Genomic DNA, 14,263 nt, shown 5'->3' on the forward strand with positions numbered 1-14,263 from the left:
CGGTGTCCTGAATTAAACATATAAAAAAGGGCGCATCAGCGCCCTTTATGCTTTGATAAGCGACTTACCACTCTGCTTCAGGCACATGAATAATGGCACCATCGAGGATGTCGGTCACTTTGATCTGACATGACAAACGGCTGTTCGGCTGTGGCTCTATAGCGCTCTCCATTACCGAAAATTCTACTTCATCAGCGGTACCAATTTTGTCAATCCAGGCATCATCAATGATGCAGTGGCAGGTGGCACAAGAACTATTACCACCACAATCAGCAGTGATTTCCTCAATTCCCGCATCTACCGCGGTTTGCATGATTGAATCACCCTCAAAAGCATCAACAACTTTTATGCTTTCGTCAGGCAGGATAAATGTAATATTTGGCATTGTTTGACTCCAACAGGTCTTTTTCTTGGCCTGGTATAAACGATTGAACGTGCGATGTAGCAGTTGGTTACTGACTACACCGCAGCAATGATGAAGGGCTGTTAAGCGCCTATTTAGCCTGCATCTTTGACAACCACATTTTATGGAATGCCATGCCCACCTGATCCCAGGCTTGCACCAAATGTCCCTGATCCGCCACTGATGAGGTGCGGGAATGCTGAAGCTTGTCCAACAGTTCGATGTCCTGCTGGTTTACCTCGTTCAACACATCACTTAAGCGGGTGCGTTCTTCCACGAACTCGTCACTGGCCGCTTCGTCACTGGTAACGTAAATCGTCAGGGTCTCATCGGTTTTCGCTACGCTTGTGGGTTTCACCACAATGGTCTGTACCCAGCACGGATCAACAAAAAACAGGGTGTTGGGGAAAATGCCGAACCACTGCTGGGTTCCGCGTTTCTCTTCTGCCAGACCGTTCCAGTGCGGCAGTTGTTTAGCGGTTTTCGCCGGTTTGCTGCTGGCGCCATGAGGTAAACGCAGGCCAACAATATCGTCAGACAGGAACAAATCATCCTGCCCCAGCGCAGACTCAATGGAGCAGGCCTGAGAATGCACGAACGGCACGTGGTAGCCGTCGAGGAAGTTGTCTACGGCGAGCTTCCAGTTCACCTCACCGGAATAGTCGGTGGAACTCACATGACGCATATCCTGATGGGGATACTCAGCGAGCAGTTCGTCCAGCGGCTTTATGAACTCTTCAAACGGCTGGGCATCGCCAGACACGTTAACGAAAATAATGTCCCACCAGATCGCAAAACGCACTGGGATAAGGCCTTTATCGGCTTTGTCTTCTGCAGAGATGGGCTTGTTTTCACTGCCATAGAAACGGGGCGCGCCCATCAACTCACCATCAAGTTTGAACGACCATTTGTGGTACGGGCAAACCAGTGTGCGCTTGTTGCAGGGTCCATCCACCAGCGGTGCGCTCTTGTGGCGGCACACGTTATGGAATACCCCAATGCCGCCATCTTTGTTTCGGATTGCAATGAGAGACACACCGGCGATACGTACCGGCATAATGTCCCCGGGCTTTTTCAGCTGTTGAGCACAGCCAATGCTGGCCCAGCCTTTGGCAAAAACGTTGTCTTTCTCTTGTTCGTAGAGGGTTTGTTCTGCAAAAACAAAACCCGGCAAACCGTGTTTCGAAACCGCTTCGCTATCGATGTTTTCTACTTGGGTAATGCGCATTTATTTCACTCGCCTGTTGACTCTGTTTTATCTTTTTTCTATCTCCGAATCAGACCATATTCGCAGTCAATCCGGTATACGAAGAATGTTATGTTTTGCTGCTGAGGCTGGCATGCTGCACGAACGCCGACAGGGCTAAGCGCATTACGCCCTGTATCGAGCATGGCGTAACCCCTTCTGGCCCGGGGAGGGCATTACCTTCGAGAACACGGCGTAAACCCATCCCTGGGGCCTCGGCTGCCGCTTCCCTGCGGCAGACGGTTCACTCCGGTAATACCCTCCCCGGTCCGCGGGTTTAACGTTCGCGACACACAGGGCGTAATGCACAGCCCGAACTGTGGCGTTCTCTCCGGTTGCTTATAGCCTCTTCGGCCTTAGACAAAGTTGATAATTGCCAAGAAAAAAGCACGGCTTTCCCCGGGCCAGAAGGGCTTATGCTATCCCTCCATCCGCATCAGAACAGCAGGTGCGCTATCACGGTGAGAATGGGCAGCGCAATGATGGTTCTGATGATGAATATCAGTATTAAGTGTTTCACTGATAACGGAATGCTGGAGCGCATGATCAGAATGGCGCTTTCTGCGAAGAAGATGAGCTGAGTAACAGACAAACCAGCCAGTACAAACTTGGTGATTGACGAGGTCAGTTCACCCGCAATAATGGTGGGAACAAACTGATCGAAAAGCCCCAATACCACGCCCGGCGCCGCTGCTGAGGCTTCCGGAATATTCATCACATCCAGCAGCATACTGATTGGGTATGTGAGGGTTTGGAATACTTCGGTGTTGTAATATAGTGCTAACGTGAACAGTTCGATGGTCATCGCTGCAGGCATCATCATCAGATAAATATCCATCATCGAGTGCCAACCACGGGCCAGAGACTGCTTAGGCGACGGTGCTTTTTCAGCCACGCCAACGGCGCGGGCGACAGCGTGTTTGATACGGGATTCACCGTCATCCACGTCTTCATTCAGTGTTTTACCGTGGGCAGGATAATACTCATCTTTAATCCAGCTCAGCGGTGGTAAACGGGGCGTGATCACAGCGCATAAGGTACAAATCAGGAACATGGTGCCATACAGCTGCAGGAAGTAATCGCCTATGCCCGCCACGTTGGCGGTGAGTAGAACAAAGGGAACCGATACTACTGAGAAATTCGTCGCGATAACCGAAGATTCGCGAGCACTGTAGTAGCCTCTTTCGTACTGCGCATTGGTGAGTACCACGGCAATAGACGATGAACCGACCCAGGAGGCAATGGTGTCGATGGTAGCGCGACCCGGCAGGTTAAACAGTTTCTGGAAAGGACGCTGCAGCATGGTACCGACGAATTCCAGCAGACCGTAGTCGGTGAGGAATGGCAGCAGCAGACAGCCTAAACCCACCAGCAGAAATACCGCACCAGCAACGTCAACATAAGCCGTCACGCCAGTCTGATCGGAAATAAGCCACTGCGGCCCAACCTGCATCACCGTCATCACGGCAAAAATGGCGGCGCTCACGTTCACCACAACCCAGACCCAATGTGAGGCAATGAGCCGATCAGACATGGGTAGCTTTTGCGCCATGTGTTTTGGCGATACGTTGTAGATGACTGAAACCACTGCCGCCAGCACAAAACAGCCTGAAGTAAAAATCCCCATGCTGTCGCCGAGCCAGTCAGATATCTTACCGGTAAGAATACCTAGCGCGATGGTCCAAGAACCCTCCACGTAAAGCGGGGTAAGGAAAAATAAGACCCCGAAAAGGGAACAGCCAAGAAGCTTTGACCATGTTACTAAACTGCTGGAATCCTGCATGTCTAATGCCTGCTCGTTATCACTCATTTTTGTATCTCCGTAACACGTAATGTCGGCCTCAGTTCCGATCCAACCGCGTTTTCAAATTGCTTCCCGCTTACTGGATAGCTTGGCAATATCTTGTACATTAATATCGATAATGTGTTGCTTGAACCATGCCAGTCTTCGCTTAATAGCGTGGTTATCCCGCTAATGACTGTTTGGTCAGATTTGCGGCATCAATGGCCCATAATTGTGTGTAAATCGGCCAAAATATTTTGTTCAGAGGCGTAACGCTAAACCGGTTTTTGCTGAGTGAAGCGTTCGCATGGCTTGAGTTTCAAAACCGCACCTCTTTGGCGCACCTGTTGCCTACCCATGGTGCGCACGCCCCATATCGGTTCATCCATACCAACACACATATTTAACGTCCGTTTATTCTTCGCGAAGTCACGCGGATGTAACGGCCTTATCCCACAAACTCTCTGCGGTTTCTTTCAACAGCAGGGCTTCTTCCCAGCGATCGCTGAGCTCGTATCCATCGGCGCCAGTCATGGCATAAACAGGCGGACCGAGTTCGCTTAAGAATACGCAGCGGGCATCGCTGTCTTTGCCGTGGCGTGCGATGTACTGCTCGAAACCTTCCAGCCACCAGCTCTGGAACAATTCAAACCAAGGTTTGTGTTGGGGGAATAGAATCGGCACCTGAACTTGCTCACGGGTAGCAACACGGCCATGGAAGGCCTCGGCGCGGGTAAGAAACTGGGACATACGCTTATGCGCATTTTCGTGAAGTGGCAAGTACCATTCTTGGTTGACCAATGTGTGCGACAGGTCTGCCACCATCAGCAACTCAGGCACCCGCTCCATCAGTTGCAGCGTAAAAAGCAAATCGTTGGTCATGCAGTTACGGTGAATTTCAACATGGGTTTTCACCCCACCTTCCTCACCAATGCGCAGCCATTCTTTGGTAGTGGCGGCCACGTCGTCAACGCTCCATGGCTCTATCTGACCGACGATGGCAATGAATCGAGGCTGTACAGGCTGGCGGGTAACAAAGCTAACAATTTCCTCGTAATGAGGAACGCTTTGCACGAAAGCGTTGTAGCAAAGGGCGAGGCCAAATTCCTGCAGCAACGGCATGGCTTCTTCAACAACCTCTTCAGTGTGATAACCGAGGTCAAAACTCACGCCTTTGAATCCCGCACCGGCGATTTTTTCTATCTTTTCCCGAAGGGTCCACTCGAACCCATCAGGCCGCTTGAATTCCATCGCCCACATGGACTGAAATACATCCAGTGCTACCATTTTATGTCCTCTTCAGTTAAGGGAGTCACACCCTCTTTTTCCAGTTGTTTTTTTAGTGATAAAAGCGCGTCTTCGTAGTGTTTCCACTGCCCTACATAGCGGCTGTGCAGTGGTTCTTTTATTTGACTGGCGCTGGCGGTTTGCGTGGCGCCAGCCTGGTTATGAAATGCAAGGCAGGCTGGCTCCCAGCTGAGATTGCAGAAATCCAGCATGCTGCGAACGGTGTTTTCAGGCTGCGCAACGAGGGTCTCATAATTCACCGTGTGCACGCGCTCGCCGTAGGTTTGCTGCCATTGATTCATCATCTGCTGATAGGCCGGCATGTAGGCGGCAATATCATCCAGCGAATAGGAATAGTCGTAGCCTCGGGTGAACAGCATTTTGAAATTGCTGAACGCGGTATCCATGGTGTTACGGGTGACCTGAATAATCCTGGCGTTGGGAATAGCAGCCAAAATAACCGGCACAAACAGCGCATTTAGCGGCAGTTTGTCGGTGAATATTCCGGTGCAGGCTAGCAAGTCACGGCTAAGGGCCATATAGCGTTCGCCGATGGCGTTAAAATTGACGCCGGATATTTTTTTAAGCGCTTCAGCCGTCACGCCTTCCGGCCCTTCAAACCAGCTTTTGCCACTGGCTTCCAGTAGCGTCATCGGCATAAAGTTCAGCTCGCCGCCGCTGGTAACAGCAGAATGGGTTGTGAGAATACGCTCAACCAAGGTAGTCCCCGTGCGCGGCATACCAACGATAAATACCGGGCCGGGTTCATCAGACTGAGTCAGCGCGGGAAATGCGTTATTTGAAACCAGCGACTGCATGGCCCGGATGCGAGCAATTTCGTGTTCAGTGGTGAAAGTCTGCTGGGCTTTTTTTGCCGCAGCGCCCAGACTGAATACTTCAAAGGCAGAAGCAAAATCCCCCTGCTCTTCCAGCACTTTACCTCGGGCGTATTGTAGAGACGCCAGCACCATATCGCTTGACGTTGCATCCCTTGAATGTGTGCTCAGGCATGCGTCAATTCGGGCCAGCGTGTCGTCATCAGCCCGGTGCTTTTTCACATGCGCCAGCGCGCTGCAGGCTTCTACACTGGCGGGGTTGCCGTTAAGTACTGCACGCAATAGTGCAGCTGCTTCGTCCAGCTTACCGGTATAGCGCAAAATGGCTGCCAGATTATATTTCGCTTCAACATTGTCACTGTCGACGCTGAGAAGTTGCCTGTAGACATTTTCCGCTTTCGCGTAATCCAGCCCCTGAAAGTACAGCAGTGCCAGAGCGGCTAAGTCAGACACAGTCATGATCGATGTCAAAGCATCAAGCCGATTTAGCACTTTACGGGTGGCATTCCAGGCGCTGAATCCGGCATACACCTTTGCCAGATGCAACAGATAGGTGGGGTTTTCAGGTACAAGGTCCACGGCTTTCAACGCCGCATTTACCGCCATACGGTTTTGCTTCAAACGCAAACTGACTTCAGACAACAACTGCCAGCCGCGGGCATCATCAGCATGGGTTTTGACAAGTTGAATACAGTCCGCCGCAGCCGCATCGAAATTACGCTGTGCAATATATTGCTCAATTCTGGCGTGGGTTTCAGACTGGTTCATGTTTTACTCCGACTGTATTCAACTTAACAAAATGAGAGAGCTGGCTGACCGCAACCGGTCAGCCGTGCTCTTTATTGAATCAGAAAGAATAACTAGCTGAAATACCAATGGTACGCGGGCGCACGCGGTAAGCTGGATCAGCTAGCTGATCGGCATACTGCAAACCATATTTCGGACTGGAGTACAGTTCGTCATTACCACTGCTTGTCATGTCATCGGCGTTGGTCAGGTTGTCGGCGTAAACGCGCAGCGTCCAGTCGTCTTTACTGAAGGCGATGGCGGCATTAAGCAGAGTGGAACTGTCGATGGTATCAATGGTTTGCTCGTCATACCCGGTGATGAATGACCCTTTGTACGACACGCCTAAACGACTCACCATTGCTATGCCATCGAACACTTCGGTACTGTGAACCAGACTGGCAGTGAAGGTATTTTCAGGCACGCCCGGCATGGTTTCACCGGCACTTGCCACCAGCAATTCTGACTCCACGCCATCAGCCACATTCGGACGGTAAAAGTCTTTGGTCAACTCTGCCTGGGTATAACTCCAGCCGAAATTCAGTTTCAGCGAATCGGTTAACGCGGCATTAATTTCCATCTCGAAACCTTTCGACTCAGCCTCGTCCGCATTGAACATCACCGGGAAACCGCCATTCGGGGTTTTGAAGTTCAAAATCGGGTTTTCCCAATCGATGTAGAAAAGCGCCACCGAGTAATTTACCTGGCCATCTAACAACATGCCCTTGGCACCGATTTCGTAGTTGGTCGTTTTGTCCGGATCGAAGTACAGGTAATCCGGGTGTTCAGCGTAAACGCCGCCTTCTACGGTGTCTGTAGAGAGATCATCAACCGGCGCACCGTTTGCACCACCATGGCGGAAACCCTGGGCGATGTTGAAATACACTTTGGTATCTAAATTCAAATCGTAAGACGTATTCAGGCGATATAGCACATCATCGAAGTCACGCTCACCTTCACCGGAACTGTAGCCGGTTGGGCCTTCACCACAATAAATGCCGCAGGGAGGTAATTGTACTGATTGGAATGCCCAAAACGTTTGGTCGAAATAACGTAAGCCACCGGTCACCTGCCAATCTTCTGATATGTGATAGGTTAACTCTCCAAATATCGCCCGATCTTCAAATTCGGTGGCTTGCACATTACGGTAACCAAGATCTGAGGCGATGGGGTTTACCATGGCGTAGAAGGTATCCACACCAAAAATGAAGTCATCGGCGGTTTCATCGTAATCCTGGTCGGCGTAATACCCGCCAACTAGCCAATCGATGGTGTCAGTGGAACCAGCCAAACGCACTTCCTGGGTGAAAGTATCGGTTTTATATTGCTTTACACCCTGCACCACTTCTCGGGGAATACCGGCATAGAACTGCCAAAAGCCTTGATATGAATAGCCATAGCTTTGGTCGTGCATGTTGTTTGCTTCATTAGACGTAAACGACGTCGCCGATGTGAGCATGGCGTCGCCCAATTCGTGTTCAATGACCAGTGATGTGATATCTACTTCACGCTCAAACTCACCAATCATTTTCTCGCCGGTGTTGTAACCGCCTAAACCTTCTGACGCGGCTGTAGACCCTTTTACTTCGTCTTTCTGATAGGCGTACGTTAATGTAACGTCGGTCTCGGCTGATGGCGCCCAGCGTGCAGCGACTCGCGCCATGGTCACGTCAACTTCGTTGATATCATCACGCGAGTACACTTCGCCGGTAGGCTGGCGGTTTTCATCGAGGCCTTCCAAGTAGTCAGCGTCGATGTAGCCGGCTTCATGAATTTTGGCGAACACACCGCGTACTGCAAATTCGTCAGACAGTGGCACGTTCAGTACAATATCGCCGTCGAAATCAGTACTGTCTGATTCTGCGTTTTGTGCCACCTTGCCGCTGACTTTGCCGCTAAATTCGTCAAATTCAGGCTTGTTTGGAATGTAGCGTAAGGTACCACTCAGCGAGCCTGAACCGTACAGTGTAGACTGCGGGCCGCGAAGCACTTCCACACGATTAATATCGCGGATTTCCAGGTTAGCTGACATGGGCGTTTCACCCAGGTATACCGAGACTGCAGGGTCAGTTTTAGAACCGAAGTTTTCAAAACCTGACGCGTTAGCGTTGATACCGCGGATGAAAATACCGTTAGAGATACCGTTCTTGCCACGACCTACATCGTTTAATGTCAGGCCCGGAATGTTGCGAGCGAGGGTGGAGAAGTCTGTGATGCCGTTTTCTTCCAGCGATTCACCGCCGTAGGCAGAGATGCTGTACGGTACTTCCTGAATAGTCGTTTCACGACGGGTTGCCGTGACGCTGATCACTTCCAGGTTACTTTTTTCTTTTGCTTCCGGTTGTACTTCATCTGCAGCTGTCTGGGCCAGAGAACACAAAGGTAATCCTAGCAAGGCACAACCGATGGCGACATTCACTTTACTCAACTTCAACATTGTTGTTTCCCATTACACTCTTAAGTTTATAAATTCATTTTTTTATTTATTGCTCTTATGAAATTCATACTAGGGCCGCTGATTTTCACCATCAAACGATGAAAAGTTTTGCTGCCATTCCAAAATGTAATACCCCTGTCATATTGACGCGTCATGGGCTTTCAGGGTGTGTTGACTACAACAGGTGAAGCGCGCTCAGCCTGCAAAAAGCAATGAGCGAGTAAAACTTCGTGATATGCTATCGGCCATCAAACAGGTATCGAACTGCCCTATTCCCCTCGCGACGGTGCAGTTTTAAAAGAAGACAAGGTGTTGTCTCGATGGCAAGAAAACTCCCCAGCATTACTTCTTTGCAGTGCTTTGATGAAGTGGCAAGGCACCTGAATATGACCTATGCAGGCGACACATTGCACCTTACCCAAAGTGCGGTGAGCAGGCAGATAAAAAACCTCGAAGCTTTCGTTGGCAGACCACTCTTTTATCGTCAGGATAACCAGCTCAGCCTGACGCCGGTGGGCGAACAATACGCCGAAGAAGTGCATAAGATCCTGAAACACCTGGATGCAGCTACTCAGAAAATCTCTTTGAACAACGTATCGAAAAAAGCGGTTGAGTTAAAAGTGGTTACCGAGCCAACGTTTGCCATTGCCTGGCTGATGCCCCGCCTCACCGAGTTTTACCTGAACTATCCAGATATCGAAATTACACTGGGTACAGACTATGAAACGGTTACCCGAAATACCCGCAAATGTGATTTTGCGATTTTATGGGGGCATGGTGAATGGCCGCCTTATGCCTCAGAACCCTATCGGAAAGATACGTACCTGGCAGTAAGTACGCCACGCTACATGAAAGGTCGTCAGCCTGCGAGAACCATGCGGGATGTAACCCAATTCAATTTTATTCACCAAAGTAGTACGCCCTCCACCAGCCATGAATGGCTAAAAAAGGCAGGTCTCACCGACCAGGAAATTTCGCAAATGGGTGGGCAAAGCTTCGAATATTTTATGTATTTACTGCAAGCAGTGAAAAGTCACCTCGGGGTATCTGTGTTTCCTGAATATTTGGTGAAAGATAGCCTGGCTTCCGGTGAACTTATTCTGGCTTGTTACGAGACCTTCGAGCCGGAAGAATCCTTCTATCTGCTGTACCCGGAAGAACGCAAGGAAGACTACGCCATTCGTCAATTTCGTAAATGGTTATTAACCCACAAAGACGATCGTTAATGAACCCGTTGCCTACTGCATTAGCCCCACAGGAATTGCATCGCCACTTGCCTGCCGTTATCCGTGAGTTGGGCACCACCGCTTTCTGGTCTGCATTAAATGACTGGCTGTGCCGATTTATTCCCGTAGATAGCGTATCGGTGATCGCCTATTCAGAGAATCAGCCACCGGTGCTGCTATTTGCAGTATTGACCGAACGTGAGCGGGATATTTTTTTCGCCCGCTTCATGGATGGTACCTACATTGCCAGCCCGTCGTACCGTGGAGTATTGGAAAATTTTCCGGCGGGCGTGTACTTGTGGCCAGAACTCATGCCCGATGACTTCCGCGAATCCGATTTATACAAATCTTATTATCAGGCTAGTCAGATTGAAGATCTGGCTTACGTGTTCTGTTCACCCATTCCAGGCTTACATATCCAGTTAGGCTTAGGTCGACATCATCCCAATCCGCCATTCAGTGAAAACGACATTGCGAATCTCTATGAACTGGAAACACTGGTGTTGGAATTAGTGAACAAACATTGGCGACTGAATGGCGAGCAGGTTCCACCTGATTCCCGGTCGTTATCAATGCACGTTACCCAGCGCGTGAAAGAAGTGTTAAACGGCTTTGGCGAGAACATTCTTACTGACAGAGAACGGGACATTGCCCGCTTGATCATTTCCGGCTATTCCTCGCAAGCCGCCGCCGACAAACTGAATATTTCACCGGGCACTGAGCGGGTGCACCGCGCCAAGGTTTACGCCAAACTTAACCTACGCTCTAACTCTGAACTGTTTTCGCTGTTTCTTAGCCAGTTAACGGCGTTGTCGGAGTGAATTAGAGGCTTCTAGCAGGGCATCCCAATCGTCCGGCGGATTTCCGGAAGGCAGCATGTGAGCAAAAACTCGATAAGCATCGCTTTTGCTCTCATAAGCACGTTTACTTTTTTCGTCGTTAACCCAGGCGTAGACAATAATTCGAGCGCGACGGTGATAACGAAAAAACAGTCGATACTGCTGAAAAAACTTAGCCCTAAACCAGTGCTTATTTTTTTCACCCAGGGTTTTACTCTGCCTAAACTCGGGGTTCGCTGGGTTAGATGGAATGATGTTGTAAATCAATCTATTAATCGCCGCAAGCCGCTTCGTTGCATGTTTGTTTTGATATTCGTCAGGATTTATTTGCTTGAGGCGGGTAACTTCAGTAATCAGTGATCGGTATTGTTCTTCAAATAGTGGATGCATACACAGCGTCCATCCATTCACGTTGCAGATGGAAGGCTCGGCCAAGTTCAATCGTCCTCTTCATGCAGTACAGAATCTAAATCGACCGGTATACCATCAGTCAACGTCAGAGCCTGCTTTTGCAGATTCTCACTTAACGGGACCAGGTGCTCTGGACGATTCACCATGTCATTTTCCAGAAAAGACAAGAACTTATCCAGTACAGGATCGTCGCTATGGTTTTCGACTTTCGAAATCATGACATTGCCATCGCCAAGGATCGTGTATTTAATTTTGTCTCTTTTTGTCAGGTTAAGTGCCTTTCTGACAGGTGTTGGCACTGTGGTCTGGTAACGATCAGTCATAGTTGATTGAGACTCAATTGATAGCTTGCTCATTGTTCACCTGTTAGCTTTGCTTCTGCAATTTTGACTGAGCAAATAATAGCCTGCGGCCAAAGGTAATGCAATTGCATTACCTTAAAGTTATGCTTTCAGCTTACCGTCCAATCGAACGTATTCCGACTGTCCCTAAGAACAGATATTTTCAGATTTGAAACTCATTCCTCACCCGCACTCTTATCCCTAATCTCCGGATAATCCTTCACACACTGTTCGAGTAATTCCAAAAACAGCTTTATCTTCTTGGGCTCTGCGGGTACTTCTTTGTGCACCACCGATTGCGAGAAGTGATACACATAGCGACTGGCAGATAGCACTTTGAACCTACCCTCCTGTATATCATCTTCAATATGACTGTGCGGTAAATAGCCGATGTAACGCCCTGAAGCAATCAATGCTTTACGGGAATCGAACTGATAGGCCGTGGCGCCGGGTGTGAGCTTTTTAACCTGCGCCCTACCCGCCTGACTGATTTCCACGCCGGGTACCACCGCCTGATGATCTAGTAAGATTTCATCAGTAATCTCCTTCTCATCGGCAGTGAATAATGGGTGGTGCTGACTGCAACACAGAAATATCTTTTCATCAAAAGCCGGCTTGTATCGTAAACCGGCCATGCGACGATAATCGGGAAACAGTCCCACATGGGCCTTGTCTTTCATCAGTGCCCGTTCGATATTTTCTATGCGATCGCCGTCAACGGTAAGCTTAAGTTCTGGTGCGCGCTCACTGATTTGCGCCACAATATCGGCCAATAACCGACTGCGGGTCTGGTCCAGAATATCCGAATGCAGGATCACCAGACTACCGCTCACCTGCTGACTGAGTTGGGATACCGAATTAGAAAAATCACTCAAAGCATCAAATAAAGTCAGTGACGCCTGATACACCTGACGACCATCAGGTGTAAGCACGAACCCCCCTCTTCCGCGCTGGCACAATGTCAGGCGTAACCGGGTTTCGAGGTTATTCATATGAATGCTGATAGTCGAGCGTGCGAGCCCGAGTTCATCTTCTGCAGCAGCAAAACCACCGTTTTCCACAACCGATTTAAAAACGTTTAACAGTTTTATGTCGTACTCAGTGATAACACGCCCAGCAATTTTCATAAGTTTAATATTTTCAAACTTTAGGTTTAATGTTTGGTATTTAACTTCTTTAAATCTGCTGCTTCAATAGAATCATGAAAAATAATCAGGTGATGATATGAAAGAACAAATTTCTGCACTGTTTCAATCTGGCTCATTTGTAGATGGTCAATGGCTTAGCGGAGACAACACCTTTGCCGTGTATGACAAAGCCACCGGCGAGAAGCTTGCCGACATCGCCGATGCGGGTGAAGCAGAAATGCAAACTGCGGTTCAGGCAGCAAAAGCCGCTTTTGAAAGTTGGTCTGCCATGCCCGCCATCGAGCGCAGCAAACTACTGCGCAACTGGTTTACCCTGATGACCGAGCGCAGCGACGAGCTGGCTGAATTAATGACCCTGGAACAGGGCAAGCCGCTTGCCGAATCCAAGGGCGAAATCGCCTACGGCGCGGGCTACGTTGAATGGTTTGCTGAAGAGGCCCGCCGACTGGATGGCGACATTTTGCCTGCCAACAGCGCCGGTCAGCGCATTTATGTAAGCCGTCAGCCGGTAGGTGTTGTGGGCGCTGTCACGCCCTGGAACTTTCCGAACGCGATGATCACCCGTAAAGCCGCCGCCGCATTGGCAGCAGGCTGTACCTTCGTGGTGAAACCAGCCAGCGAAACGCCATTATCGGCACTGGCGCTAGGCAAATTGGCAAAAGAAGCCGGTATTCCAGATGGTGTCATCAATATTGTTGCGGGAACCAATTCAAAAGCCCTTGGGAAAGTATTAACCCAAAGTCCTGATGTGGCGAAGTTTTCTTTTACCGGTTCTACCAAAGTCGGAAAAATTCTTACCGCCGACTGTACCAGCACCATGAAACGGGTAAGTATGGAATTAGGCGGTAATGCGCCATTTGTCGTTTTTGATGACGCCGACCTTGATGCGGCAGCTAGTGGCGCGATGGCTTCTAAGTTCCGTAACGCCGGACAAACCTGCGTGTGTGCGAACCGATTTATCGTTCATGAAGATGTGAAAGACGCGTTTGTCGACAAGCTGCTGGCAAAAATGGCCGACCTGAAAGTCGGCAACGGCATGGATGAAGGCATAACGATTGGTCCATTGATTAAAGAAGGCGCAGCAGAAAATGTACACCGCCTGGTGACATCGGCCATTGAACAGGGCGCGACTCTGAAAGTGGGTGGAGAGTGGAAAGCAGGTAGCTTTTATCCACCCACGCTGCTGGATAATGTCAGCACCAACATGGACATCGTCAACGAAGAAATATTTGGTCCGGTAGTCACCATTATGACATTTAAGACCGATGACGAAGCCGCAAAGCTGGCAAATGACACCCCATTTGGTTTGGCCAGCTATTTCTATTCACAAAATATTAGTCGTATCCATCGATTCTCCGACGCATTGCAATTCGGCATGGTTGGCATCAACGAAGGTGCTATTTCCAACCCTGCCGCGCCATTTGGCGGTGTGAAGGAATCGGGCTACGGCCGCGAAGGTTCAAAATACGGGCTGGATGACTACTCATTTATTCAGTACCGGTGCTTAGGAGGAATTTAAA

Annotated in this window: 12 protein-coding genes; 3 read left to right on the forward strand and 9 right to left on the reverse strand. The window is 49.6% G+C overall.

Going from position 1 to position 14,263, the window contains the following annotated elements:
* Window positions 1-64: 64 nt before the first annotated feature.
* The 6 genes from BFC18_RS19560 to BFC18_RS19585 form a co-directional block, all read right to left on the reverse strand.
* Window positions 65-385, reverse strand: coding sequence for a 2Fe-2S iron-sulfur cluster-binding protein (locus tag BFC18_RS19560; RefSeq protein ID WP_070127313.1), 321 nt, complete (start codon window positions 383-385; stop codon window positions 65-67).
* A 109-nt stretch (window positions 386-494) separates the two neighbouring features.
* Entirely contained in the window at window positions 495-1,631 is a 1,137-nt protein-coding gene (locus tag BFC18_RS19565; protein ID WP_070127315.1) for an aromatic ring-hydroxylating oxygenase subunit alpha, read from the reverse strand.
* A gap of 454 nt (window positions 1,632-2,085) precedes the next feature.
* The gene (locus tag BFC18_RS19570; protein WP_070127317.1) at window positions 2,086-3,459 is read right to left on the reverse strand and encodes a YjiH family protein; all 1,374 of its coding nucleotides are present in this window, start codon (window positions 3,457-3,459) and stop codon (window positions 2,086-2,088) included.
* A 402-nt stretch (window positions 3,460-3,861) separates the two neighbouring features.
* Window positions 3,862-4,719: a hypothetical protein gene (locus BFC18_RS19575; protein ID WP_070127319.1), complete on the reverse strand. Its 858-nt coding sequence runs from the start codon at window positions 4,717-4,719 to the stop codon at window positions 3,862-3,864.
* Complete coding sequence (locus tag BFC18_RS19580) at window positions 4,713-6,323, reverse strand: tetratricopeptide repeat-containing sulfotransferase family protein (RefSeq protein WP_070127321.1); 1,611 nt, start codon at window positions 6,321-6,323, stop codon at window positions 4,713-4,715. The genes BFC18_RS19575 and BFC18_RS19580 overlap by 7 nt, the downstream gene beginning before the upstream one ends.
* A 79-nt stretch (window positions 6,324-6,402) precedes the next feature.
* Window positions 6,403-8,778, reverse strand: coding sequence for a TonB-dependent receptor (locus tag BFC18_RS19585; protein ID WP_070127322.1), 2,376 nt, complete (start codon window positions 8,776-8,778; stop codon window positions 6,403-6,405).
* Window positions 8,779-9,098: 320 nt separating this feature from the next.
* Between BFC18_RS19585 and BFC18_RS19590 the strand changes: the two genes are divergently transcribed.
* Window positions 9,099-10,004, forward strand: a complete 906-nt coding sequence (locus BFC18_RS19590; RefSeq protein ID WP_070127323.1) for a LysR substrate-binding domain-containing protein — start codon at window positions 9,099-9,101, stop codon at window positions 10,002-10,004.
* Complete coding sequence (locus BFC18_RS19595) at window positions 10,004-10,825, forward strand: response regulator transcription factor (protein ID WP_070127325.1); 822 nt, start codon at window positions 10,004-10,006, stop codon at window positions 10,823-10,825. The genes BFC18_RS19590 and BFC18_RS19595 overlap by 1 nt, the downstream gene beginning before the upstream one ends.
* Here the strand turns inward: BFC18_RS19595 and BFC18_RS19600 are convergent.
* From BFC18_RS19600 to BFC18_RS19610, 3 genes are all read right to left on the reverse strand, one after another.
* Window positions 10,805-11,233 (reverse strand): type II toxin-antitoxin system YhaV family toxin, encoded by a 429-nt coding sequence (locus BFC18_RS19600; protein WP_070127572.1) that lies wholly within the window; start codon window positions 11,231-11,233, stop codon window positions 10,805-10,807. The genes BFC18_RS19595 and BFC18_RS19600 overlap by 21 nt on opposite strands.
* Window positions 11,234-11,280: 47 nt before the next feature.
* Window positions 11,281-11,610 (reverse strand): type II toxin-antitoxin system PrlF family antitoxin, encoded by a 330-nt coding sequence (locus BFC18_RS19605; protein ID WP_070127326.1) that lies wholly within the window; start codon window positions 11,608-11,610, stop codon window positions 11,281-11,283.
* 161 nt (window positions 11,611-11,771) lie between these two features.
* The gene (locus tag BFC18_RS19610; RefSeq protein WP_070127327.1) at window positions 11,772-12,722 is read right to left on the reverse strand and encodes a LysR family transcriptional regulator; all 951 of its coding nucleotides are present in this window, start codon (window positions 12,720-12,722) and stop codon (window positions 11,772-11,774) included.
* A 97-nt stretch (window positions 12,723-12,819) separates the two neighbouring features.
* Between BFC18_RS19610 and BFC18_RS19615 the strand changes: the two genes are divergently transcribed.
* Window positions 12,820-14,262: an NAD-dependent succinate-semialdehyde dehydrogenase gene (locus tag BFC18_RS19615; protein WP_070127329.1), complete on the forward strand. Its 1,443-nt coding sequence runs from the start codon at window positions 12,820-12,822 to the stop codon at window positions 14,260-14,262.
* Window position 14,263 lies beyond the last annotated feature (1 nt).

Source organism: Alteromonas confluentis, assembly GCF_001757105.1.
GTDB lineage: Bacteria > Pseudomonadota > Gammaproteobacteria > Enterobacterales > Alteromonadaceae > Alteromonas > Alteromonas confluentis.